The following is a 24,740-nucleotide window of genomic DNA, read 5'->3' as shown; positions in this document are numbered from 1 at the left end:
CTTCACCTTTCCGCCATGAAACCACCCGCCCTGCTGCTGCTGCCCATCGCCCTCTTCACGGCCGGACTTTCTTCCGCACAGGACTCACCACCTCCGCTGACATCCGCCCCTCCCGCCACGGATCCCGGACCGCTGGTGAATCCTCCCGCGCCGCAGGATGCCCCACCCGCGCCTCCCGCGGGCGATGGTTCCATGCCCACCATCGACGGCGCACCACCGAAGACCGTCGGCCCTGCGGCCGAACCCATGCCCGCCATCGAGCCGGTACCGGTCCCACCTCCCTCCCCTTCCGAGCAGGGCGGCGCGCCAGGTGCACCGCCCGCCCCCGGAACCGCCTTCGGGCCGCTGGAGCAACAGAAGCTCGAAGCCCAGCAAACCTCGGACGGCTACATCATCAAGGATGCGCCACTGAATGAAATTTTCCAGTTCCTGGCGAAGTCCGCAGGCAAGCAGTACTTCCACAACGTCAAGATCACCGGCCAGGAATACCTGGTGACCGGCCACCTCAATGACGGGGATCCCCAGCAGCAGATGGAGGAACTGGCATTCATGTACGGCCTGTCCCTCCACGTGAAGGGAAACACCATCTACGCGCTGACCCAGGCGCAGCTCAGCCAGCTCCCCGCCGCGGAGTACCACTACCAGCTCAAGTACCTGCGCCCTTCCGACATCGACCAGATCAAGGAGCTGATCCGACCGGTCCTCAGTCCGGGCACGGGGATCGTCAACTTCGAGCCGAAGACCAACACCGTCATCATCATCGACTCCGCCCACCGCATCGAGCAGGCACGGCAGTTCCTCCACACCATCGACCAGGCGAAGGGCCAGGTCGTGGTGGAAACCAAGATCTTCCGCGTGAACAGCACATCCGGCCAGCGGACCGGAGTGAACTGGTCGGCCTCCCTGGGTGAATCCGGAACCAATCTGGAGGTTTTCCGCGACCTTAACTCCATCTTCGGCATCCAGACGGCGGCGACCGCCGGAGCCTCCGGCAATCTGGTGCTCGACCCTGTCCAGCTCACCGGCGTGCTGCGGGCCCTTTCCGAAGGCGGCATCGCCAACCAGGTCTCCAACCCGACCCTGATCACGGAAGACAACGAGCAGGCTTCCATCTCCATCATCGACCGGGTGCCCATCATCACCGCCACGGTCAACGAAACCGACCGGACCACCCAGACCACCGAGGAGGTCCGCTACAAGATCGACACCTCTGACAAGTCCATCTCGGACGATCCGGAGAAGCACCGCGAGATCGGCATCTCTCTGGTGGTGACACCGACGGTTCTTTCGGACGGCACGGTGCGGATGCGCCTGCGCCCGCGCTCCGCCCAGATCGTCGAGAACATCCGCGGCATCTCCGGGAACTTCTATCCCCGTGTTTCGGAGTCGATGGTGGAGTCCACGGCGCGCGTGCCTGACGGCCACTCCCTGGTGGTGGGCGGCTTCTATGGCGAAGTGCAGAACAAGGACAAGACGAAGGTCCCGCTGCTCGGCGACATTCCGGTGATCAACTTCTTCTTCAAGAGCAAGGAAGCCTCCAAGGAGCAGTCCAGCCTCGTCTTCATCGTGACGCCCACCTCCTATGACCCGCGGAACCGAGGCGAGAACAGCCAGATCGCAAACCGGGTGAGGACCGCCTCCCAGCTCCAGCGCGACCATGACTGGGTGGACCCCTACAATCCCGGCCCGGCCCATGAGCCGAACCTCCGCCGCGCGCTGAGGGACCTGCAGCCTGACGAAGCCCCCTACTATCCCCGCGCCGAAGAACTGGCGCCGAAGCCCAAATCCCGGAGGGCCACCCCTTCCGGCCGGCCATGAGTTCAGCACCAAAAGCACAGACGGTCAGCCAGATCGCCCTGCCTCCGCAGAGGGAGAGCCTGGCCACCGCAGTGGAGGAGTGCCTGCAGCGGACGGCCACCGCACTGTTCCAGACCGGCACCGCCGGCAAGGATGACCTCATCCACGCGATGCACCTTGTCCGCCAGTCGAACTCCCACGGGCAGCCGGCCGACCTCCTGGACACGCTGGCACGGCATCTCCACAAGGACGAGGATCAGGTGGCCTCCGTCGTCGCCAGCTACGGCGAGCGCATCTCCGCCACCCTCAACCCCAACCTCCACGTGATTCCCTTCGCCGGGAAGTTCATCGCCCCTTCCACCTTCTACGAGGCCTATCCCGGCATCCAGCGGCTGGGGGCCGCGCTGATGGCCGCGGTCATCTACGCGGAGGATGCGGATGCCATCGGCACCGCCTCCGTCAACCCCATCGCCGCGGTCATCCTCGGCGAAGAGATCGCCGCAGCGGTCGCACGCCGGGTCAACGTGCGGCCCATCATCACCTCCGTGATGCTGGACCACCAAAGCTGGACCCAGATCATCCGCAAACATTTCCAACGATGATCGACTTCGATGGCATCTCGTTCAACGACCTGATCAGCCGGCGCATCATGTCCGAGCTGGGGGCGCATGATCCATCCTACCTCGACCTCGCCCACGACCAGGTGCCGAACCGGGTCACGCGTTTCAGCTTCATGGCCTCCCTGGCCAGGATCAATGGCCTGCCCTTCATGCCGAAGGTGGCGGACTTCTGTGAAAGCGACCTCCACGCGCATTGCGACGCCACGGTGATGACGCGCGGCTTCTTCGCCCCCATCTGCCGGTCCGGCACTGACAAAATCATCGTCGCCATCGCGAACCCGTGGAACCCCCTGGCGGAGGAGTACCTCGCGCCGCGCTTTCCCGACCGGCAGATCGTCAAGGTGGTCACGCTGGCCTCGGAGATCAGCCGCGCGATCGAGTCCGTGGCGACCAACAGCGGCCCCAGCCGTTCCGAGCTGGAGGCCATCGACGTCGAGGACATGGACGACGGCATCCATGACTTCAATGTCACAACGGACTACACGGAGCCGATGGCGCAGCTCATCGCCACCATCATGGCGGATGCGGTGCGGACGCGCGCGTCCGACATCCACTTCAAGGTGGAGAAGGAGATCTTCTACTACTCGTTCCGGGTGGACGGCGACCTGGGCCAGCGGATCGAGATCCCGATGAAGCTGAAGGACCGGCTGGATGCGTTCCTGCTGAACCTGATGAAGCTGCCGACCGAGATCCGCAACACGGCTCCGGGCATTTCGGGACGTTTCACGATCTCCTATTTCCAGCGCCCCATCGACATCCGCTATGAGCGGCACCGCACCTACCGCGGCTACCACCTGACCATGCGTCTGCTCGACAAGAGCAACATCAACGTCACGCTCGGCAAGGGCACGCTGGCTTTTGATGACGAGACGATGTTCGCGCTCCACCGGGTGATGAAGATCCCCGCCGGAATCATCGTCATGTCCGGCCCCACGGGATCCGGCAAGTCAACCACGCTCAACGCCATCCTACGGGAGCTGAACCGTCCGGAGGTGAACATCCTCACGCTGGAGAACCCGGTGGAGGACGAGGTGCCGGGCATCACCCACTGCGACCTGAAAAGCCCGCGCGAGTTCAAGCCGATGATCGCTTCCTTCATGCGGTCCGACCCGGACATCATCCTCATGGGTGAGGTGCGGGACCTGGAGTCCGCGGAACTGGCCATCGAGGCGGCGGTGACCGGGCACAAGGTGCTGACGACCATCCACACTCCACGGGCGTCCCAGATCATCGAGCGGTTCGAGCAGCTCGGCATCGAGCGGTGGAAGATCGCGCAGACGCTGAAAGCGGCGTGCGCCCAGCGCCTGGTGAAGATGCTCTGCCTTTACTGCAAAGAGCCGATCAACGGCATCCCCGAACTGGAGCGGAAGACCTTCAGCCTGGATGACTCCTGGGCATCCATCCCGCTGTTCCGCGCGAAATCCGGCGGCTGTCCGGAGTGCCGCTATTCCGGCTACGCGGGACGCACCGCCATCCTCGAGATCATCCCGATCACACCGAAGGTTTCCGACCAGCTTTCGAAAGGTGAGATGACTCCCTACGAACTGGAGGTGAAGGTGGCGGAGGAAGGCAAGCTGCCGAACCTGCGGCGCAGCGGCCTGCGGCTCCTCCGGGAAGGAAAGACCGACCTGCACGCCGTCAGCCAGGTCATCGACATGACATACACCGATGAGTAGCCTCCCCACCACCAAAGCGGCGCCGCAGGCTGCCGGTGCCGCCGCGATGGGACGCCCCGCCGCGGCCCGGGGCAAGCCGGCCCAGAAGTCGCTTTTCGCCTCCTTCACGAATCCCGCGCCGAAGCTGTTCTCCCGCAAGGAGTTGATCGGCCTGTTCCGCGGCCTCAGTTCCATGCTGCGCGCGCAGATCAACACGGCGGACGCGCTGAAGTACTATTCCCACGGCCTCCCGAACAAGGGGATGGTGGACGCGCTCAACAAGATCTGCGTGGACATCACCGCGGGCGTCAGCATCCATGAGGCGTTCCGCCGCACGGGCCGCTTTTCGGACACCATCATCGGCCTGGTCCAGGCGGGTTCGGATGCGGGCCAGCTCCATGAGGCCTTCCGCGCGCTGGCGGTCCGTCTGACCAGTGAGGCGCATTTCAAGAAACAGATCCGGAAGTCCACGCTGGTGCCGGGCATCATCATCTCCGTCCTCATCGGCGCGTTCATGATCTCCCAGATCAAGATCGTGCCGCAGGTGGAGGAGATGCTTTCCGGCGTCGGCCAGAAGGCGGACGGCCTCACCGCCATTTCCTTCGCCGTCAGCCATTTCATCCAGAAGACCTGGTTCCTGATCGTCGCCATCATGGTCGGATTCGCCGTGACGGTCGGTGTCTCGGCAAAGGTGAGGAACTTCATCCTCGGACTGGCTATGTCCCGCTGGCGGCTGCTGAGGAACCTGATTCTTGGCATGCGCCAGATGACGTTCCTTTCCACAATGCGGCTGCTGCACTCCAACGGCATCAACCTGGCGAAATCCATCCGCGTCTCCGCCAACAGCGTGAAGAACACGCCGTTCTACTCCGAACTGCGCAACGCCGCGGACAAGTATGAGCACTCCGGCGTCCCTCTCTCCACCGCCTTCGCGAAATACACCTCAGTCGATCCCCAGGTCACGCACATGCTCGCCATCGGTGAAAAGTCGGCATCCATCGACAACCAGCTTGAGATGCTCTGCGAGATGTATGAGGAGGACGCCCAGAACAACATGCAGGCCTTCGCCGCGACGGTGAGCTTCCTGGTGCTGATCATCGCCGTATTCCTCATTGCCGCCGTGTTCGTCGGCACGTTCCTGCCCATCTTCCTGATGGGTCCGAAGATGATGAACAGCGCCATGTGATCCTCCCTCCACCGCCATGCAACTCACCCGCTTCGACCGCTGGCTGCTGGAGTCCTTCATCCAGGAGACGCACATCTACACGCTGAGCCCGCCGGCCAGCGTGCCGCGCGGCATCCGGGAACTGCCCATGCCGGACACGCCGGGCCGCCGCTACCAGCACCACTTCGTCGCCCGCAGCGAAGGAGCGGCCAACCGCCTCATCACCACGCTCCGGGAGAACGGGCAGATGTTCTCCACCCAGGTGGTGGACCGCCAGTGCTGGTACACTCCATTCATCGCCCCGAAGGGCAAATCCGTCACCTGGCGGCTGGTGTGGATCCTGCTGACCTGCGTGGGGCTGTTCTACGCCACCATGTTCCTCCGCTACCTGCTCACAAATCCGGAGTTCATCGGAAATCTGAAGGACGCCATCAAAATCCTGAGTGAATGAACGGCGAAAAAAGCTGCTTCACCAATCACTTCGGATATGTTAATCAACTGTCCGTGTCCACCTCCAGACATCGCCGTCACCTTCATCATCCGGGACTCACGCTGATCGAGATCACCATCGTACTGTGCGTGCTGATGGCGCTGATCGGCACGGGCCTCTACGTCGGCGGCTCGATCAAGACCTGGCGCGCTGGCCGCGAGGCGGCGGAGGCCTTGCGCACGGTGTATTCCGCACAACGGATGTATCTCGCGGACAACCCGACGGTGGCCAAGGAAAGCATCACCCGCGAGCAGCTCATCCCCTACCTTCCGGACCGGGCGACCGCGATGCCTACGGTGAAACCCTTGAAAGGCAATGCCCTGAGCATCCGGGTGACCGTTATTCCGCCCGTGCTCGTCCAGGGTGGCAGTGTTTACGATCCTTCCGGCAGCTCCACCGATAATCTCTGGGACGTGGGAGAATGACGCGCCACCTCATGCCGCTCATCCTGCTGGCCGCGGCCCCATTCGCCGCGGCGCTGGAGTTCCGCCATGTCGGGGATTTCCTCCTCCAGTCCCACTTCAAGATCACGGGTGGCCGGGTGACGGACATCCCGATGAAGCCGATGGCGCTCCATGTCTATACGGACGGAGTCCAGATCCGCATCTCCGCGGAGGATGAACCGGAGGCCTACTCCACGTATGAGATCTACCGCTCGGACGGCATCGGCCGCCAGCGTGAGGAATCCGGTGCGCTGGAGATCGTCCCCGGGCTGCAGGCGATGAGCCGGACGGACGGGGTGATGCGCCACCTGCGCCTGTCCGCGGAGGCGCTGACCATCACGACCTTTCCCGGAGTATCCGACCAGACCATCGTCAGCCACGCCGTGGCCGCCGTCCGCACACCCGCCGCCAGCCCGTCCACCGTTCCGGCCAAGCCATGAAACCCCTGCCCACCGACTCATCCAGCAACCGCAACCGCCGCGTGCTGGATGACCTGCCCGTGCTCCAGACCTCCGCCGGTTCTCCGTCGAACTACCGGCGGACGGGCAACCCCATCCACCGCGCGTATCCGTGGCTGCTGCTCATGAGCACCGCCCTCTCCGCGGGATTCTGTGTCCTCTACCTGACGAAGCCGGTCATCCAGGCAGGACCAAGCGCCGAGATCGTCCCACAGCCGGAGGCCGCACCGAAACCGGAGCCGGTGCCCGCCGCTCCCGCACCAAAGGCGGAGGAGCAAAAGCTGGCCGCGCAGCCGAAAACGCCGCCGCCGCTCCTCCCCGGCAACCGCCTGCCCGGTGAGTCCACCGCGCCGAAGATCACCCGTGCCACGCGCCCCGCCGCCGCCACCACGGAGCAGACCAACCTTTCCGTCCAGCACGTGCTCACCGCACAGATCCCGCAGGGGGATGTCTCCCGCATCATCCTGGACGTCCCGGTCCTGTACAACAGCCGCCAGCTCCGCTGGACCCAGGCGGATGTCGAGGAAGCCCGCGGGCTGCTGGCCCGGCTGGCCGTCCACCAGGAGCAAACCGCGATGCTCCGTGAAGAAGCCTCCGGACTGCTGGAGGACTGGAACCGCCTGGTCGCGCGCTCCATCCCCACCTCCGAACTCCGGGCGGACAGCCCCAGCCTGCCCGCCAACCAGAACGGTTCCCCCGCGCTGAACGTACCCGCCAGCCTGGACACCAGCGAATCCATCCAACTGAAACCCGCCGGCCAATGAAGAACCCGCTTTTCCTCATCCTGGCAGTGGCTGCCTGCGGAGCCGTCTCCGCCCAGCAGGACCGGGTTCCATCCGGCCTCCGCCCGCTCCCCCCGAAGGAACCCCGGAAGCCTAACGAAGTGACAGTCGTGCTGGACCCACCCGCCCCCTCCCGTACACCGGCGGTGGAGGAGCCGTCGCCACCCGCACTCATCGAGAATGCCAGCTCGCTCCCCGCTCCGGAGGCGGACGAACCGGCAACTCCCGCACCCGCCGACAAGAAGCCGAGTGTGAAGGTGCGGGTGGAAAAGCTGCAGGGTGCCGACGGTCCCGTCGAACCCGGCGACGTGAAGCTGCTGTTCCCCTTCCCCGCGAAGCCCCTCTCCTCCATCCCGAAGGGCTGGAAGCTGGACTCCTCCGAGTCCGCGCCCCCCTTCACCCGTGATGTGGAGATTTCCCCCGGATCCACCATCCCGCTGAGCATCCGCCCGCACGTGCTGGTGCCGGACACCGACGGAGCCACCACCTTCACCATCAGCGAGCCGGGCTACCAGGCCGCGCTGGGCTACCAGCAGAAGGACACCGTCGGCGCCATCCTTTCCAACTCCGTCCGCCAGCTCGAGGAAGACTCCCTGCAAATGGGCTTCGCCATCGAGCGGCTGCAGCAGCTCCTGGTCTCCCTGCCGAGAGCTCCGGAACCGGAAGCCACCGAGAAGCCACCTGTCGCCAAACCCATCCCACGGAAATGAAGCCGGCCATCATCCCGATCTTCTGTTCACTGGTGCTCGTCTCACTCGCCACCGCGGGTGCCAGCCATTGGTGGTCCGTCCGCCAGCTCACCGCGTCCCCCTCCCGGGGACTGCCATCGATCCAGGCGCCGGCTCCCGCGAGGCCCGCACCACCCGCGCCACAGGTACCCAAATCCCCCGCCGGGCTGACCGTGGCCGCACCACCGGTGCCCCCTGCCCCCGCCCCGGCCCAAGCTCCTGACATGGCCCTCCAGAAAATGCTGGAGCTGAACCAAAAGACGCTGGAAGAGGTGAAACGCCTCAGCAAAGAGAACCGCGACCTGCGCGACCAGATGGCGGAGACCAACCGCGACCTGATGAAACTGGAGTTCCGCGTGGACACCCACTCGCAATCCTTCCGCCCGCTGCCCACCAGCGACGACCGTCCGGAAACCACCCTGGATGTGAACCGCCTGGACTCCAACCTTTCATCGGGCGGGGTGCTGCCATCGCTGGATGAGGTGATCCCGCTGCCGGAGTGAACTTTCCGCAGGGATGAATGGCGCGAATCTGACCGGCTTCCTGGCTGCGGCGGTTGCCCTCGCCGCCTTCAGCATGGCGTACGCCAGCCTCCGGCAAGCGAGGACGGCAATCCGCGCCCGGGTGCTGGCCATTCTCCTGGTCCTCGCCATGCCTTCCGCCCTGGTCGCCGCCTACTACGCTGGCGTGCCGCTGGAATACGGATGGTACTATGAAATGAGATCGTGGCCGGGCAGTGAATTCCTCATCCTGCCTGCCGGAGCCGCCGCAGGGGCCCTGGCCACCTTCCTGCCCCGGCTGTTGCTGGCGCTGCCGCTATCCGCGCTGCTGGCGGCAGCCGTGATTCCCTACCTGAAGCCGGTGATCATGCCCCTGATGGATGGAGATTTCGCGGAGGAATGGGTGGACGGCTACAGCCTGCAGAGCACCGCATCCACCTGCGGCCCCGCCAGCGCCAGCACCATCGCGAGATCTCTGGGGATGAACCTCACCGAAAAGAAAACCGCCCGCGCCGCGCACACCTACCATAACGGGACGGAGGCATGGTACCTGGCCCGCTACCTGAGGAGCCGGGGGGCGAAGGTTCATTTTGATTTCCGCGAAAGCTTCTCCCCGGATGTGGAATTTCCCGCCGTGGTGGGGGTGAAATTGGGAAGCACCGGGCACTTCATCCCGGTGCTGGAGGTGAAGGGAGACCAGATCCACATCGCGGATCCGCTCCGTGGCGGAGAGTGGATCTCCATGGAGGCGTTCCACGCCCGCTATGGCTTCACCGGCTTCCACATGACGGTTTCGAGATGATCTCCTCCATTGCCAGGCGGAGGGATCGCATCCAGATTCCGGACCATGAAGCGACTCCTGTTCTCCGCCCTGCTGCTGCCCCTTTCCGCCTCCGCGCATGATCCCTGGGTGCAGGTGAACGTGGTGAAGCAGGAGCCTAAGCAGCCGGTGTATGCGGACCTGATGCTGGGCAACCATGGCAACAACCACCGGGACTTCCTCCTGGCGAGCAAGATCCCGCTGGCGGCGTCCACCCTGTCACTGGTCGGTGCGAAGGGCGCGGTGACCGACCTGAAGCCGGACATCGTGGATGCCGGGTCCGAGGAGAAAGAGGGCTACTGGAGTGCCAGGATCCCATCCGCGCCCGGAGGCCTGCAGTGCGTGGCGCACACGTATGACGCGGTGGTCACCTACGCGCCGAAGCGGGTGGTGAAAAGCGCGAAGACCTACTTCATCTCCGCCGCCGGGGAGAGTGGTGGCGTCACGTTTTCCGATCCGCTGGGCCACGCGCTGGAAATCATCCCGATGGACGATCCGACGAAGGCCACCGCAGGAATGAAACTGAAGGTGCGCGTGCTTTTCAAGGGCCAGCCACTGGCGGACACGGTGGTGTCCTGCATCCCGCGCGGGGTGGAACTGGACAGCGGCTTCGACCCGGACCATGAGGCGAAGACGGACGCGAAAGGCGAGGCGGAACTGCCACTGCCGGAGGCGAACCGCTACCTGGTGGTGGTCCACCGCAAGGCCCCGGAGGAAACCGGCGAAAAGCACTCCGCGGGCACCGACTACGCGGCGACGCTGACGCTGCTGGCCGGCGAAAAATAAAAGCCACGGACCGTTTCCGGGCCGTGGCTTCCTTGGATCCGGTCGCGCTTACTGGCCGGCCGGCTTGTCGCCTTTGTCCTTCCTGGCACCCCGGTCAGGGCGGGCGGGGATGGCTTTCTTCTCCTCGTCGGAGAGCTTGCCGTCGCCGTCCTTGTCGAAGCGGGCGATCATCTTTTTCTCGCGGTCCTCGCGCATGGCCTTTTTCTCCTCGTCGTTCAGTTTGCCGTCGCCGTCCTTGTCGAATTCCTTCTCATGGGCGGCGCGGGCGGCTTCACGCTCCTCCTTGGAGAGCTTGCCATCCTTGTCCGCGTCGAATTTTTCGATGATCTCCGGAGGAAATCCGCCGCCGCGTTTTGGCTTGTCCTGTGCGCCGGCGAGGGCGGTGGCTCCAAGCAGTGCGCCGAGGATCATCAGTTGGGTCGTCTTCATATGGTTGGTGTATCGGTTGTGTTGAAATCCGGGGTCCGCGTTGGCGTTCCCGCATGATCATGAAACCGGGGGTGGCGCGAAAGGTTGCGGAGAATCAATGAAAGTTCCGGAGCCGCCGTTTGAAATGCGCCGGAATGAGTTGCCACGGACCGGACCGCCGTCTTGGATTTCACCCACCCATGGCAGACTCCTCCACGCCAGCTCCCTCCCCGTCAAAGGGGACCGTCTTCATCCGCCGGACCGCCAGCACGCTGCTGCTGTGGGCCATCGTCGCCGGAACCTGCTACTCGATGAATGCAGCCGCCTATCTGGGACTGCTGGCCGGGCTCACGCTGCTGGCCGCGATGGAGTACTACCGCATGGTGCAGGAGGACGGCGTTCACTGCTATCCACGCCTGGGGATGCTGACCACGGCCGCGTATTGCGGGTTGGTATTCCACACGTTCCATTCCGGAGCGAAGGTGCTGCCGCCGGAGTTCGACCTGTTCGCCATCGCCTTCATCACGATGGCGTCCTTCGCGCTGCAACTGCGCTACCCGGTCCACGGAAATGACGTGCTGCTGTCCGTGGCGTCCACGGTGCTGGGTTTCATCTACATCCCGTTCCTGTTCAACTTCGCCACGCGCATCGTGTTCATCGTCCCGGGGCCCTCGGAGGTGCCGGGGGCGTTCCTGCTGCTGTGGCTGCTGGCCGTGACGAAGTTCACGGACATGGGGGCCTACATCGTCGGCTCCATGATCGGGAAAAAGAAGATGATCCCACACATCAGCCCCGGGAAGACGTGGGAGGGCTTCGCGGGTGCGGTGTTCTTCTCCCAACTGGCGGCGTGCGGTCTCTACGCGCTGATGCCGGTGAAGCTGGCCGTCCTTTCCGGTTGGCCGCACGTCATCGCGCTGGGCTTCCTGCTCTGCCTGTTGGCGGTCATCGGGGACCTGGCGGAGAGCGTGGTGAAACGCGCGCTGGGAGCGAAGGATTCCGGGAAGATCCTGCCGGGCATCGGTGGATCGCTGGACCTCATCGACAGCATCTGCTTCACGGCCCCGGCGCTGTATTTCTATCTGAAATGGGTTCTGAAAGTCGCATGACCTCCACCGCACGAAAACGCCGCGTCGTCCTGCTCGGCTCCACCGGCTCGATCGGGACATCCACGATGAAGGTGGCGGCGATGCTGCGGGACCGCATCGAGATCATCGCTCTGGCCGCCTGCACCAGCGTGGAAAAGCTGGCGGAGCAGGTGCGGGAAACGGGCGTGAAGGATGTGGCCATCCATGATGCGACGAAGGAGTCCGCGCTGCGCGCGCTGGTGCCGGAGGGAACGCGCATCCATACCGGCACGGAGGGTCTGGTCCATCTGGCCACGCTGGCGGAGGCGGACATCGTGCTGGTCTCCATCATCGGCACGGCTGGCCTGCATCCGGCGCTGGCCGCCATCGAGCAAGGGAAGGACCTGGCCGTGGCGTCGAAGGAGATCCTGGTGATGGCCGGCGAGGTCATCACGGCGGCGGCGGAGAAACACGGCGTGAGAATCCTGCCGGTGGACAGCGAGCACAACGCCATCTTCCAGTGCCTGGACGGCCACCGCGGTGGCGAGGCGGAGGTTTCCCGGCTGATCCTGACGGCGTCCGGCGGACCGTTCCGCAGGATGCCTGCGGACCAACTGGCGCAGGTGACGCCGGAGCAGGCGCTGAAACACCCGACCTGGAACATGGGGCCGAAGATCACCATCGACTCCGCGACGCTTTTCAACAAGGGGCTGGAAATGATCGAGGCCCGCTGGCTGTTCGGCATCGGCATGGAGCGCATCGACGTCGTCGTTCATCCACAGAGCATCATCCACTCCATGGTGGAGTTCCGGGATGGATCCGTGCTGGCGCAACTGAGCCGGACGGACATGTGCTTCCCCATCCAGTATGCGCTGACCTGGCCGGACCGCGTGAAGGGGAACCTGCAGCCGCTGGATTTCCCCACGCTGGCGAAGCTGGAGTTCGAGTCCCCGCGCGACGATGACTTTCCGGCGCTGAACCTGGCCCGCCGCGCCGGCCTGACCGGCGGCACGCTGCCCGCCGTGCTGAACGCGGCGAACGAGGTGGCGGTGGACGCCTTCCGCGCCGGGCATCTCCCCTTCCCTGGCATCTGGGAATGCGTGGCCGCCACCATGGACGCCCACGACGTCCGAACCTCTCCGGATCTGTCCACTGTGGTCGCGGCGGACGCCTGGGCACGGGAAACCGCCCGCGATTTCTGCCAGCATCCCGCCTGATCTTTGCTATCCTTTACTCCGTTCCAGCCATGCACCGCCTTCCCAGCATCCCGCTCCTGATTTCCCTGCTGTCCCTGCCCCTCTGCGGGCTGTCCCACGCGCAACCCGCCGCCGCGGAGCTGGTGGAGAAAGAATACCAGGCATCCATGGAAAAATGGGCGCTGGAACTGCGCCTGGCGGAAACGCCGGAAGCCCGCGCCGCCGCCGTGGCGAAGCGCCCGGATCCCCATGCCGCAGCGAAACGGATGTGGGCAGCCATCGGGGGATCCCTCAAGGAAGGATGGACGCTGGAGCCGGCCTCCTGGTTCCTCAGCCTGGCTTCCAACCTCATCATCCGCAAGGAGGACGGCCTGCCCGGCCCGGCCTATGCCCAGGAGACCAAGGCCATCCGCGAGGCGGTGGAGCAGCACCACCTGAAAAGCCCGGACCTCACCCCCATGTGCTTCGCGCTGACGGCGGGGAATGACCCGGGCACCCTCGCCCTGCTGGAAAAGATCATCGCCACGAACCCGGACAAGAAGATCCAGGGGGTGGCCTCCCTGGCCACGGCCATGGTGCTGAAAAACTCCGGTGACACGCCGGAGCTGATGGCCCGCCGCCTGACCGCGATCAAGAAAGCCATCATCGATTCCGCGGACGTCGAGATCGGCGGCACCAGCGTTTCCCGCATCGCCGCGGACGAGCTTTACATCATCCGTTACCTGACGAAAGGCCGGGTGGCACCGGACCTGCAGGGGACGGACTCCGCAGGACGCGCGCTGACGCTTTCCGAGCAGAAGGGAAAGATCGTCGTACTGATGTTCTGGAACAGCAACATCTCGGAAGCCAACCGGGTGGTTGAGTTCGCCAACGGCCTGCAGGAGAAATTCCAGGGCCAGCCGGTGGTCGTGCTGGGCGTGAACAATGACCCTCTCGAGCAACTGCGTGGCTTCCAGGCGGACGGCACCGTGCGCTTCCGGAATTTCAGCGATCCGGAGAACAAGCTTTCCGCGGAGTACCGCATCGGCCACTGGCCGCTGATCTATGTCCTGGATGCGGAGCGGAAGGTCAGCTTCACCGGTGCCCCCGGCTCCTTCGTGGAGCTGGCGGTGGAGGCCCTGCTGAACCCCGCGCCGGCCACCCCGGCGAAATAAATCCCTACACGCACCCACACCCATGGCCATGCTAAGAAATCTATCCGGCGCCCTGCTCGTCTTCATCCTGTTCCCGGTCACCCTGTGGACCGTGGGGGCCATCTGGTTCGACGGGCCGCTGCCAGGCGTCGGCAACGGACTGCTGGCCGTGTTCTGGGTGATCCTGCTGGCCTTTGCCGTCACTCGGTCCCGGAAGCTGCGGCTGCGCTTCGCCGGGTGGCTGCTCATGTTCCTGGCGGTGCTGGTGCCATGGCTGCTCAAGAAGCCGTCGAACGACCGCGACTGGGAGGTGGAATCCGCCAACGTCCCCGGCGTGACCATCGAGGGGGATCTGGTGACTTTCACGAACTTCCGCAACTTCGACTACCAGCCGGACGGCACGCCCATCGAAAAATGGGAGACGAAACAGTTCCACCTGTCCAAGCTGAAGCACATGGACTTCTTCATGACCTACTGGGGTGGCCGTACCCTGGTGGGCCACCCCATCTTCAGCTTCGACTTCGGGGACGAAGGTCACGTGGCATTCTCCATCGAGAGCCGCCGGGAAAAAGGCGAGACGTATGACGTGCTGACCAGCCTCTACAAGCAATACGAGCTGATCTACATCGTCGGCGCGGAGAGCGATGTCATCCGCCTGCGCACCAACTTCCGCAAGGGCGAGGATGTCTTCCTCTACCGCCTCAAGATCAAGGAAACCACGACCCGCATGCGCTTCGCGGAGTATCTGGACTCCATCAACCGCTTCCAGGCGCGCCCCGCCTGGTACAACGCCATCACCGCGAACTGCACCACCGCCGTGCGCGGACAGATCACCACGGAGGAACGCCACTCGCTGGACTGGCGCATCCTCGCCAACGGCAAGCTGGACGAGGCGCTCAACGAACTGGGCATCTTCGACAAATCCCTCCCCTTCCCCGAGCTGAAGCAGCGCAGCCACATCAACCCCGCCGCGCTTGCGAATCCGGATCCCGCCACATTCTCCGAGACCATCCGCAAGGGAGTCCCCGGTTTCGAGTGAGGATGGGACAAAAAGGGAATGAAGATCTCACTTCATTCCCGCCAGCAAGGGGGTATGGTGGAGGGATGAAAGCCGCACTTCCAGAACGTGCCTCCATTTCCGCAGCCATCATCCTCGCCGCATTCCCGCTGATGTCCTCCGCGCAGCCCGACGGCGGCGGGCCTTCCATCCCGCTCACCGCGGAGAAGGACGGTTGGCAGACCTACCGGAACGCACGCTTCGGCATGGTGCTGCCGGTGCCACCCGGGATGACGGCGCAACGCCCGCCGGACAATGGCGGCGGCCAGGCGTTCCGCTCCGCGGACGGAAAGGCCGAACTGATCACCTGGGGTTCCTTCAACATCGATGGCATCGGCGACGTGGCGAAGCGCTGGGAGGCCGCCCTCATCGAGCCGGGCCGAACCATCACCTACAAGCGGAAGACGGAGAAATGGTTCGTCATTTCCGGCGCCCGCAAGGACGGCTCCGCCTTCTACGAACGCTACGATGCGGACGCGAAGTACTGCGCCGGATGGCTGGTCACCCATCCGCAGGAAGAGGAAAAGAAATGGTCCGCGCTGATCGAGCGGATCGCCAAGGACTACGCGGCGAACCTCGGCAAAGGCGCGGATACCCTGGAGTGACCCCTCTCCGAAAAAAGATGGAGTTCCCGGAAGGATCGTTCATACGTTGGACGTATGAATTGCATGCAAAACCCATCTTGCGTTGTTCTTTCCGTTCTTCTGGCCGGTTCCGCGCTCGCTGCGGACTTTCATGTCTCCCCTGCCGGGTCCGGGACGAAGGACGGCGGCAGCGCGGCGAACGCGGCTCCCGGGGCATCGGCATCCGCGCTCTTCAACGACACGCTGCAAGCGGGTGACCGGCTCCTCTTCTCCGCCGGTGACTACCATGGCCTGTCGCTGAACCTTGCCAAGGGCGGCACGGAGGAAAAGCCGAAGGTGATCCTCGGTGCGCCGGGCGCGGTGTTCTCCTCCAACTGGACGATCGAGAAGCCGGACAAAGGCGCCACCGCCATCACCCTGGCACCGGGGCTCTCCCATGTGGTGTTCAAGGATCTGTCGGTCCGCAACTACTGCTTCGTCGTGCGGGCGAACCCGGCAAAGGATGCCCCGCGCTCCGGCCTGGTCTTCGACAACTTGGATATGCAGCAGATGCGTCACGGCTTCTACCTGTCCGACTGCGATGACCTGGTCTTCACCGGCTGCGACATGAAGCGTTACAGCAAGCACGGCTTCCGCTTCGAGCAGGGCTGCGACCGTGTGAAGGTCAGCAAATGCACCGCCGACTGTTCCGAGGGAGACGCCGTCTGGGAGACGAAGACGGAGGTCTTCACCTTCGGCTTCCTGCTCAACAACGGCGGCGAGCCGAACACCTCCTTTGTCTTCGAGGACTGCCTGGCGACGAACAACATCAAGTCCAACCAGACGGTGAAGTACACCAACGGAGATGGCTTCGTGGCGGAGGGCAACTCGCAGGATGTGACCTATACCCGTTGCCGCGCGCTGCGCAACCAGGACGGCGGCTTCGACCTGAAGGTGAAGGATGTGAAGCTGACCGACTGCATCGCCACCGGCCACCGGCGGGACTTCCGGCTGTGGCACAACGCGACGTTGAAGAACTGCTTCGGCGGCTGGTCGCAGACCGGCCTGTGGACGAAGGGTGGCCCCGTCATCCTTGATAATTGCACCTTCATCGGCCACCGGCACGCTTCCGTGGAGATCGAGGACAAGGCCCCAGGCCCCCTCACCCTGAACAACTGCCTGTTGGTGACCGGAGATGCGAAGGTCGGAGCGGCCATCGGAAAATACGACGGCACCGGCACCGTGGTGGTGAAGACCGCGGAGGAAGCGGGAATCTCCAGCCCGAATCCGGCGTGGGACGGACAGGGCCCCGCCATGAACAGCACGAAGCATCCCGGCAAGGGCTACCGCGCCGTCCGCTGATCCCATGTGGCGGATGATCCTCCGCCATGAGATCACCCGAAAGTGGCACCACGACATGCCACTTCAGGGGTATTGCCTCTTCCCGCTGCTTCCGTTGGAATGGGATACCGGACAAAAACCCATCTCCGTCCGGTTTTCCGGAGGAAAGGTCTGAACCCACCTTTCCCCGTTTTGAGAACCCATGAAAACCCGAGGATCAGAATGGACGTTGATGGCTTCACTCGCAGCGTGGCTGCTCATCACGGAGGCCGGTGCGCAGACCACCTTGACCCAACCCCTGGTGGGCCAGTTCGGAGATGCCGGCAACATCGTCGGCAGTGCCAGCGCCGTCCCCGGCAATGATCTGGCTTCTTTCAACACCGCGATGTCGGCGGCTTTCGGCGCATCCGCCGGTGGCGTGTTTGACTTCCCATCCACCACCGCCATCACCGCAAACACCACCGTCCTGAGGGGGACGACGGCGTCGAAGGACTTCCAGGTCACCTTCAGCAGGGGCATGCAGGCGTTCAACAACGGCGCCACCTATACGGCCAGTTCCGGAACCCGCGGGACCACCACGAACTCCACGCCCGGAGACTACAGCATGAGCTTCGGTCCGGTCCGGGGCGTGCCGGGTGGAGAGACCCTCGAAAGCAACTTCGTCAGCGGGGTGGGATTCGTCGCCATGTCGCGGACAAACGCCGCTGCGGATGGGAACGTCTTCCCCCTGGACCTCCGCGCCACCGCGACCTTCTCCGACGGCTCCACCGAGGTGGTCACCAGCGGGCTGTCCGGCACCCGGGGGGAAAACGTCTTTTTCGGTTTCACCGCCCCCTCCGGCCTTGCGGTGCAGGGCATCCAACTGGAAGCGTTCCAGTCCGGAACCACCGTCCCCGTCTCCGCCCGCATCGGGCTGGATGACATCGGCCTCATCATTTCGGAAACTCCGTTCAGGTTCACCGTCATCACTCCGGAAAATTCCTACCTGCTCCCCGGTGCGGACTTTATTTTTGGCGTGGAGTCTCCCGTGGAGATCCATGCCGGAAACGTCACCCTCATGCTGGACGGGCAGGACGCGACCAGCCGCCTTTCCTTCGGCGGCACACCTCAGGCGCGCGAGATCTCCATCACCGGCCTGACCCCCGGCAACGACCATGAAGCCATCGTCACCATCGATGCCGGAGGGAATACCCTCGTCCGCACCTACCGCTTCACCACCCGGGAACCCGCACCGGAGATAGCCGCGGTCACGCGGAATGGAAGCTACCTCCACCCGGCGGCGCATTTCGAGTTCACGGTCCGCCCGTATCCCGGTCTCTCCATAGCCCCTGCGGATGTCACCTTGTCCCTCAACGGCACACCGGCCAACGGCAGGCTCTCCTTCGGCGGCACTCCCGGAAACCTGGAGGCCTCCATCTCCGGCCTGGTCCCCCACCAGAGCTACCACGCCACCATCACCTCCAGCAGCGCTCACGGGCTATCCACCACCCGGACCTATCATTTCCATACCCTCGGGACCCCGCTCGCCCTTTCCGACACCGGCGGATTCACCGACAACAGCATCTATCCCACCGGTGATTTCCAGCCCACCACCCATGGTTCCTCAATCTGGCAGCCGCAGGTCGGCGCGAACCAGGCACTGATCATCAATACCGGAGAACCGGGATATGAAAAGGTGCTGCGGCGCCCCCAGGGCGGCGGCGCGCGGGCGGACTATCTTTATTTCCCACCGCTGGCCGACGGCGTTCTGAAAGTGGCGTTCGACGCCCGCGTTTCCGAGGCCGGCCACCGCACGCTGGACATCGCTGTCATGCCGGACAGCACCAACAACACGCTGATGGCAGGGTTCCTCCAGTTCGGCCTGACGCCGAACAAGATCAGCTATTTCGACAATACCAACTATTACGCGATCGATGACTCCAACCTCGATACGGAATGGCATCACTACGAACTCATCCACCACTACAGCGGCCCCAACGCACGCACCTATGATCTCTACATCGATGGAACGCTCACCGGCTGGAGGATCCCCTGGCGCAACGGCTTCGACGGCCCCCTTGCCCGGCTGCGCATCCAGACCATCGCGGTGCCCGGCGGTGCATCCCCGGGGGTGGTGGACATCGATAACATCGTCATCACCGCAAGCCCTCTTGAGGTGACGCCCATCGCCGCACCGGTGACCACCACCCAGTTGGGGCAGGGCGTGGTTTACAAGAAATTCACCCACTCGAATCTCTTCTCATCGAAGCAGAACGTCTTCGTCACCGAGATCAACCTGAACGATCCCTCCCCCCGTCTGGCCTTCCCCCATGCCAACGGCAGCCTCCGCACCGTCCCGCAGTTCGCAGGAACGGTCTCCGGGGCCGTGGCTGCCATCAACGGGCAGTTCTTCAACGGTTCCGGATCCATCCAATACTTCAAGGCGGGCGGCACCCTCATCAATCCGACCGACAACGCACAGGATCAACAGGCCGTCACGGATGACGGCCTGGGCACCCCGAACAGTGTCCGGATGGTGCAGAAACCCGGCGACGGATGGGAGAGCCTCGACGATGCCAACATCATGTCCACCGGGCCATGGCTGTTCCGCGATGGCGTCCGATGGACCGACTATGATCCGGGGGACACCGACTTCGCCAGCGTCCGCCATCCCCGGACCGCAGCCGCCTGGACGTATGACAACCGGCTTCTCCTCATCGCCGTCGATGGCCGGACATCAGCCTCCGCAGGGATGACCATCCCTGAACTCCAGACCTACATCGACTCCCTCGGCTGGATCAAATACGCGACCAACTACGACGGCGGCGGCTCCACCACGCTGTGGTCGAATGCTGGAGGCGGAACGGTCATGAACGTCCCCGCCTCCGACCCTCTCCGCCCCGTTGCCAACGCCATCGCTGTTACGGCGGCCCCGGTGGCCTCTCCCGCCACCCCTGCCAGTGTGGCCGCCGTGGAAGGTGAGGCACAGGTTTCCCTTTACTGGCAGCTTTCCTCCGGTGCCACCAGCTATGAGATCCGCCGCGCGGAGTCCGTGGACGGCCCTTACGAAGCCATCGCCAATCCCGCGAACACTTGGTTCACCGACACCAACATCACTCCGGGCAGCCGCTATTTCTACATCATCATCGCGAAGAACTCCGCCGGAGAAAGCATCGGGACCGCGCCGCTCGGCACCGGTGCCCCGGACGGCGCCCCGCTGGTCCCATCGGTCGCCATTTCCATCACTTCCGGCACTGTAAACCTTACCTTCGGCACCGAAAGCGGGCGCAGCTACCAGCTCCAGCGTTCCACCGATCTGAAGCCCTCCGGCTGGGACAACATCGGGGACCCCGTGCCAGGCACCGGTTCCCCCATACTCCTCCAGGATGCCTCCGCCGACCCAGCCGCCTTCTACCGCATCTTCATCGATTGACGCGTGCCATCCAAGGCTACCTGCGCGAACGCCCGCCGAAGCACATCACGCTGACGACGCGGGCGTCCTCCGCCGTGTCATTGTAGAGGCGGTGGTTCGCCTCCGCATCGAAGTAGATGCTGTCCCCTTCCTTCAGAGCGATGATCTCATCCCCGAAAAGGAATTTCACCTCCCCTTCCAGCACCATGAGGAACTCCTCCCCCTCATGCTGCAGCGCCTCCTGCCTGCCGCCGTTGGCAGGCACGCGGATCTCGAACGGCTCCATCACGCGGTCCGCCCCGCGGGCGACGAGGGACTCATAGTAGTTGTTGAGCCGCGGGTCGTCCGTCTGCGCGCGGTTGCGCTCGATGATCTGCCGTTCCCCGCGCCGCACCACGCTGATGGACGGCTTTTCATCCAGTCCGTCCAGCAGGTCGGAAAGCTTCAGGCCCAGCGCCTCGGTCAGCTTTGACAGGGTGATGAGCGTCGGGGTCACGCGGAAGTTCTCCACCTTCGACAGCAGGCCTTTGGCCAGTCCGGATCGTTCCGACACTTCATCCAGAGTGAGTCCCCGCTGGAGGCGGGCGTCCTTGAGGCGTTGGGCGAGTTCGACCAGATTCACGGTGATCCTGCGGTGTCTTCTTTCCGCGCGCCGCACCTTAGCCGCCGTGCGCGGCTTTGGAAACAACATCCACAGCTTCGTGGCGAAACCGGCACCGGCGCGTTCCGTTTTCCGGCAAGGTATGCCGCTTTCCCGTGGAACGGCACGTTTGCCATGGCGCTGATGGTCTCCGGCACGGCAGAAGGGCGGCATGGTTGGAAAATCCACCGGTTTTTCCAACCGCCCCGGCGATCTGAAAGCAACCGGCGTGCCCGCCGTAGGTAACGGCCCCTTTTTCACATCATCCAACAGAAACCCCACAAGCGAACCCATGCACAAACTCATACCGACCTTCACCCTTTCAAGCCTGCTGCTGGCCAGCACCGGATTCGGCGCGGAGCCGGAGAAATACGACCTCGTCATCTACGGCGGATCCAGCGCTGCGGTCGCGGCGGCGGTACAAGCAAAGAAGATGGGCCGCAGCGTGGTGGTGATCGAGCCATCCGACCGGATCGGCGGACTGACCACCGGCGGCCTGGGCCAGACGGACATCGGCAACAAACACGTCATCGGCGGCATTTCCCGCGACTTCTACCGGGCGGTGCGCACCTGGTATCTGAAACCGGAATCATGGAAATGGGAGAAGAAGCCGGAGGGCGGAGCCTTCCGCGGCACCGGCCAGAGCCAGACCGCCGCGGAGGAGGACACGCTGTGGACCTTCGAGCCATCGACCGCGCTCGCCATCTACCACGACTGGGTGAAGAAGCATGACATCAAGATCATCTACGGCGAGAGGCTGAACCGGAAGGGCGAGGCGAAGAGCAAGGACAACGGAACCGGCTACTGGACCGCCGCCCCGGGCACGGTGGCGGAGGGTGTGGTGAAGGACGGCAACCGCATCACGGAGATCGTGATGGAGTCCGGCAAGCGCTTCTCCGGGAAGTTCTTCATGGATGCCACTTACGAAGGCGACCTCATGGCCTCCGGCGGCGTCGCCTACACCGTCGGCCGCGAGGGCTTCGATGTCTATCAGGAGACGCTCAACGGCGTGCAGACGCTGAAGGCGCGGCACCACCAGCTCGCGGATGGCGTGGACCCGTATGTGAAGCCGGGGGATCCGTCCAGCGGCCTGCTGCCATGGGTGGACACCACCGGCCCGCAGAAGGAAGGCGCGAGCGACCACCGCATGCAGGCGTTCTGCTTCCGCATGTGCCTCACGGACGTGAAGGAGAACCAGATCCCCTTCCACAAGCCGGAGGGCTACGACGAGCAGTGGTACGAGTTGCTTTTCCGCCACTTCGAGAAAGGTGGCGGCGAGGGACGTTTCCCATGGATCAACTCCCTGATGCCGAACCGCAAGACGGACACGAACAACCGCGACGGCTTCTCCACCGACTTCATCGGCCAGAACTACGAATGGCCGGAAGGCACCTATGACAAGCGCAAGGAGATCCGCGCGAAGCACTTGCTCTACCAGCAGGGCGTGATGTGGAGCCTGGCGAACCACCCGCGCGTGCCGGAACGCGTGCGTGCGGAGGTGTCCAAGTGGGGCATGACCAAGGACGAGTTCACCGACGGCAACGGCTGGCAGGGACAGATCTACGTGCGGGAAGGCCGCCGCATGATCTCCGACCTGGTGATGCTTCAGCAGCATTGCCAGCAGGAACGCCCGGTGGAGGACTCCGTCGGCATGGGCGCCTACACCATGGACTCCCACCATGTCCGCCGCCACATCGACGAAAAGGGCCAGGTGAAGAACGAGGGCGACGTGCAGGTTGGTGGCTTCCCTCCGTATCCCATCAGCTACCGCAGCATCGTCCCGCGTGAACAGGAATGCTCGAATCTGGTGGTTCCCATCGCCCTCAGTTCCTCCCATATGGCCTTCGGCAGCATCCGCATGGAGCCGGTGTTCATGATTCTGGGCCAGAGCGGCGCGACCGCCGTGAGCCATGCGATCGAAGCCGGCACGACGCTGCAGAAGGTGGACTACGCGAAGCTGCGCGAACGCCTGCTGGCGGACGGGCAGGTGCTGAACTACACCGCGCCACCGAAGGACCGCACGAAGCTGAAGGACATCAAGGAACTGAAAGGCACCATCGTCGATGACGGGGCCGCGTCCCGCAACGGCGGCTGGTCCGCCTCCACCCTGCTCATCGGCGTGGGTGAGGGCTTCCAGCACGACCACGCCGCGGGCGATGGCAAGGCGGTCGCCAAGTTCACCGCGAAGCTGCCGAAGGCCGGCACCTACGACGTGCAGGTGGCCTACGTGGCGAACAACAACCGCGCGGACAACGTGCCGGTGACCATCGCAGCCAAAGGCGGTGACAAGCAGGCAACGCTCAACCAGAAAAAGGCACCCGCCATCGATGGCAGCTTCACCTCCGTCGGCCGCTTCGAGTTCGACAGTGAAGGCAGCGTCACCATCACCAACAAGGACACCAACGGCCACGTCGTCATCGACGCCGTGCGCTGGATGCCGGTGGACTGACACGTCCGCTCCTGAATGAAAAAGCCGCCTCCGGATCTCCGGCGGCGGCTTTCCCTTTTCCAGGAAACCAGAGGGAGAAGGTCAGCGGCGGCGGCGCGCCATGAAACCGAGGCCCGCGAGACCGGCGAGCATGGCGGCCGAAGGCTCCGGGATGACTTCATAGCTGATGACCAGCGTCGGGCGGTATCCTGCGGTCGCTCCTTCGGAACTCACCAGACGGGTGAAGAAGCTATCCGACGTGGCGTTGGACGTCATGATGTAGTTGAGTTCACCGCCGGTTCCGATGATGGACTGGACATCCGCGACGAAGGCCGAGCTGCTGCCAAACGTGCGCGCGACGTCCGAGGTACTCCCGGGATTGGAGACGGTGATGGTGCTGAGGGGCGTACCCGCCGTCCCTCCCGGAGTGGTATCTCCGGTCGCACTGTTGCCATTTCCATCAGGATCCGCCCAGATGGCGCCGGATTCGGTGAAGCTGAATCCGTAGTCATTCAGGGTCACTGTCAATGCACCGTTGCCCAGGCCCGGCGTCGTCGCCAGCCGGACATCCATGGTCACTCCCGTCACAACGATGGACTCACCCGGACCCAATGTGATCGGAGCGAGGGTGAAGCTCAGCAGTGCGTGGAGGGCGTAACTGTTGTTGTTGTAGCCGATGATGAGGGTGCCGTCGTCAGCGCTGGATGTCCCTTCGCCACGGATCGTGCGGTCCGCGGCCGGGGTCAATGAGATCACGGCAGCCTGGGTTGAGGCCAGACCGGACAGGGCGGAAAACGCGGCAAGGGCAAAGGATCGCTTCATCGGAGGGCAGTTGGGGGAATCACGCGGGCTTTGTCAATGCGTGGGGGGCGGAAAGGGAAATGCGGCGTCCCTGCCAGTCACGGACTCAACAAGCCCCCACTTCGATCCGGGATGCCTGCAGCCCCTCGATGACCACGGAGGATCCGGCGGCCACCGCCAGCCGGTCGCCGGGTTGCAGCACCACATCACCCGCATCACTCCTTCCACTGGTGATCCAGACGGTGCCCTCGCTGCAGCTTACCAGCAGCCGCCGCACGGGGGAGAGCCGCACGGTCTCCCGCTCCGACAGCTCCCTCGACAGGCGGATGCTCCCTGCCCGCCCGCCGAAACAGGCAAAGGAAAGACGGCGGAGAAATGGGAGCGGAGGCAGCACCAGTTGCATGCCTTCCACCTTACCCCTTCCCGGCGGAGCGGGAATCCACACCCTCTTGGGTTTCCTACCTGCACAGATCA

Annotated in this window: 24 protein-coding genes; 20 read left to right on the top strand and 4 right to left on the bottom strand. The window is 64.2% G+C overall.

The window, feature by feature from the left end; genetic code table 11:
- Positions 1-15 precede the first annotated feature (15 nt).
- The 12 genes from OVA24_RS09235 to OVA24_RS09180 are packed head-to-tail and all read left to right on the top strand — an operon-like array spanning position 16 to position 10,244.
- A complete protein-coding gene (locus tag OVA24_RS09235; RefSeq protein ID WP_267674919.1) occupies positions 16-1,818 on the top strand; it encodes a type II secretion system protein GspD in 1,803 nt (600 codons plus the stop codon).
- Complete coding sequence (locus tag OVA24_RS09230; RefSeq protein ID WP_267674918.1) at positions 1,815-2,399, top strand: hypothetical protein; 585 nt, start codon at positions 1,815-1,817, stop codon at positions 2,397-2,399. Before OVA24_RS09235 ends, OVA24_RS09230 begins: the two co-directional genes overlap by 4 nt.
- Entirely contained in the window at positions 2,396-4,093 is a 1,698-nt protein-coding gene (locus OVA24_RS09225; protein WP_267674917.1) for a GspE/PulE family protein, read from the top strand. The genes OVA24_RS09230 and OVA24_RS09225 overlap by 4 nt, the downstream gene beginning before the upstream one ends.
- Positions 4,086-5,258 carry a type II secretion system F family protein gene (locus OVA24_RS09220; RefSeq protein ID WP_267674916.1) on the top strand — a complete coding sequence of 391 codons (1,173 nt, stop codon included), beginning with the start codon at positions 4,086-4,088 and terminating at the stop codon, positions 5,256-5,258. The genes OVA24_RS09225 and OVA24_RS09220 overlap by 8 nt, the downstream gene beginning before the upstream one ends.
- A gap of 16 nt (positions 5,259-5,274) precedes the next feature.
- Entirely contained in the window at positions 5,275-5,688 is a 414-nt protein-coding gene (locus OVA24_RS09215; protein ID WP_267674915.1) for a hypothetical protein, read from the top strand.
- Positions 5,685-6,152: a type II secretion system protein gene (locus tag OVA24_RS09210; RefSeq protein WP_267674914.1), complete on the top strand. Its 468-nt coding sequence runs from the start codon at positions 5,685-5,687 to the stop codon at positions 6,150-6,152. Before OVA24_RS09215 ends, OVA24_RS09210 begins: the two co-directional genes overlap by 4 nt.
- Entirely contained in the window at positions 6,149-6,610 is a 462-nt protein-coding gene (locus OVA24_RS09205; RefSeq protein ID WP_267674913.1) for a hypothetical protein, read from the top strand. Before OVA24_RS09210 ends, OVA24_RS09205 begins: the two co-directional genes overlap by 4 nt.
- Positions 6,607-7,392 carry a hypothetical protein gene (locus OVA24_RS09200; RefSeq protein ID WP_267674912.1) on the top strand — a complete coding sequence of 262 codons (786 nt, stop codon included), beginning with the start codon at positions 6,607-6,609 and terminating at the stop codon, positions 7,390-7,392. Before OVA24_RS09205 ends, OVA24_RS09200 begins: the two co-directional genes overlap by 4 nt.
- The gene (locus tag OVA24_RS09195; protein WP_267674911.1) at positions 7,389-8,120 is read left to right on the top strand and encodes a hypothetical protein; all 732 of its coding nucleotides are present in this window, start codon (positions 7,389-7,391) and stop codon (positions 8,118-8,120) included. Before OVA24_RS09200 ends, OVA24_RS09195 begins: the two co-directional genes overlap by 4 nt.
- On the top strand, positions 8,117-8,641 hold the full coding sequence (locus OVA24_RS09190) for a hypothetical protein (protein ID WP_267674910.1): 525 nt from the start codon (positions 8,117-8,119) through the stop codon (positions 8,639-8,641). The genes OVA24_RS09195 and OVA24_RS09190 overlap by 4 nt, the downstream gene beginning before the upstream one ends.
- A 13-nt stretch (positions 8,642-8,654) precedes the next feature.
- The gene (locus OVA24_RS09185) at positions 8,655-9,440 is read left to right on the top strand and encodes a cysteine peptidase family C39 domain-containing protein (protein ID WP_267674909.1); all 786 of its coding nucleotides are present in this window, start codon (positions 8,655-8,657) and stop codon (positions 9,438-9,440) included.
- 45 nt (positions 9,441-9,485) lie between these two features.
- Positions 9,486-10,244 (top strand): DUF4198 domain-containing protein, encoded by a 759-nt coding sequence (locus tag OVA24_RS09180; protein WP_267674908.1) that lies wholly within the window; start codon positions 9,486-9,488, stop codon positions 10,242-10,244.
- A gap of 48 nt (positions 10,245-10,292) precedes the next feature.
- Here OVA24_RS09180 and OVA24_RS09175 read toward each other — a convergent pair whose 3' ends face one another.
- Entirely contained in the window at positions 10,293-10,673 is a 381-nt protein-coding gene (locus OVA24_RS09175; protein WP_267674907.1) for an EF-hand domain-containing protein, read from the bottom strand.
- 179 nt (positions 10,674-10,852) lie between these two features.
- On the opposite strand from OVA24_RS09175, the gene OVA24_RS09170 reads away from it, so the two are divergent.
- The 7 genes from OVA24_RS09170 (at position 10,853) to OVA24_RS09140 (ending at position 20,418) form a co-directional block, all read left to right on the top strand.
- Entirely contained in the window at positions 10,853-11,758 is a 906-nt protein-coding gene (locus OVA24_RS09170; RefSeq protein ID WP_267674906.1) for a phosphatidate cytidylyltransferase, read from the top strand.
- Positions 11,755-12,933, top strand: coding sequence for a 1-deoxy-D-xylulose-5-phosphate reductoisomerase (gene dxr, locus OVA24_RS09165; protein ID WP_267674905.1), 1,179 nt, complete (start codon positions 11,755-11,757; stop codon positions 12,931-12,933). Before OVA24_RS09170 ends, dxr begins: the two co-directional genes overlap by 4 nt.
- A 29-nt stretch (positions 12,934-12,962) precedes the next feature.
- Complete coding sequence (locus OVA24_RS09160) at positions 12,963-14,066, top strand: peroxiredoxin family protein (protein ID WP_267674904.1); 1,104 nt, start codon at positions 12,963-12,965, stop codon at positions 14,064-14,066.
- 28 nt (positions 14,067-14,094) lie between these two features.
- Positions 14,095-15,084, top strand: coding sequence for an Lnb N-terminal periplasmic domain-containing protein (locus OVA24_RS09155; RefSeq protein ID WP_267674903.1), 990 nt, complete (start codon positions 14,095-14,097; stop codon positions 15,082-15,084).
- A gap of 65 nt (positions 15,085-15,149) precedes the next feature.
- Complete coding sequence (locus OVA24_RS09150; RefSeq protein WP_267674902.1) at positions 15,150-15,707, top strand: hypothetical protein; 558 nt, start codon at positions 15,150-15,152, stop codon at positions 15,705-15,707.
- A gap of 63 nt (positions 15,708-15,770) precedes the next feature.
- Positions 15,771-17,027 carry a right-handed parallel beta-helix repeat-containing protein gene (locus tag OVA24_RS09145; protein ID WP_267674901.1) on the top strand — a complete coding sequence of 419 codons (1,257 nt, stop codon included), beginning with the start codon at positions 15,771-15,773 and terminating at the stop codon, positions 17,025-17,027.
- Between the two features lie 181 nt (positions 17,028-17,208).
- Positions 17,209-20,418: a phosphodiester glycosidase family protein gene (locus tag OVA24_RS09140; RefSeq protein WP_267674900.1), complete on the top strand. Its 3,210-nt coding sequence runs from the start codon at positions 17,209-17,211 to the stop codon at positions 20,416-20,418.
- A gap of 16 nt (positions 20,419-20,434) precedes the next feature.
- Here OVA24_RS09140 and OVA24_RS09135 read toward each other — a convergent pair whose 3' ends face one another.
- Complete coding sequence (locus tag OVA24_RS09135) at positions 20,435-21,211, bottom strand: helix-turn-helix domain-containing protein (protein ID WP_267674899.1); 777 nt, start codon at positions 21,209-21,211, stop codon at positions 20,435-20,437.
- Between the two features lie 118 nt (positions 21,212-21,329).
- Between OVA24_RS09135 and OVA24_RS09130 the strand changes: the two genes are divergently transcribed.
- Entirely contained in the window at positions 21,330-23,486 is a 2,157-nt protein-coding gene (locus OVA24_RS09130; RefSeq protein ID WP_267674898.1) for an FAD-dependent oxidoreductase, read from the top strand.
- An 81-nt stretch (positions 23,487-23,567) separates the two neighbouring features.
- Here OVA24_RS09130 and OVA24_RS09125 read toward each other — a convergent pair whose 3' ends face one another.
- Together OVA24_RS09125 and OVA24_RS09120 are read right to left on the bottom strand one after the other, a co-directional pair.
- Positions 23,568-24,287: a PEP-CTERM sorting domain-containing protein gene (locus tag OVA24_RS09125; protein ID WP_267674897.1), complete on the bottom strand. Its 720-nt coding sequence runs from the start codon at positions 24,285-24,287 to the stop codon at positions 23,568-23,570.
- Positions 24,288-24,372: 85 nt separating this feature from the next.
- Positions 24,373-24,669 carry a DUF2917 domain-containing protein gene (locus tag OVA24_RS09120; RefSeq protein ID WP_267674896.1) on the bottom strand — a complete coding sequence of 99 codons (297 nt, stop codon included), beginning with the start codon at positions 24,667-24,669 and terminating at the stop codon, positions 24,373-24,375.
- Positions 24,670-24,740 lie beyond the last annotated feature (71 nt).

Source organism: Luteolibacter sp. SL250 (assembly GCF_026625605.1).
Classification (GTDB): Bacteria; Verrucomicrobiota; Verrucomicrobiia; order Verrucomicrobiales; family Akkermansiaceae; genus Luteolibacter.
This window is presented reverse-complemented; position numbering and strand designations above follow the sequence as displayed.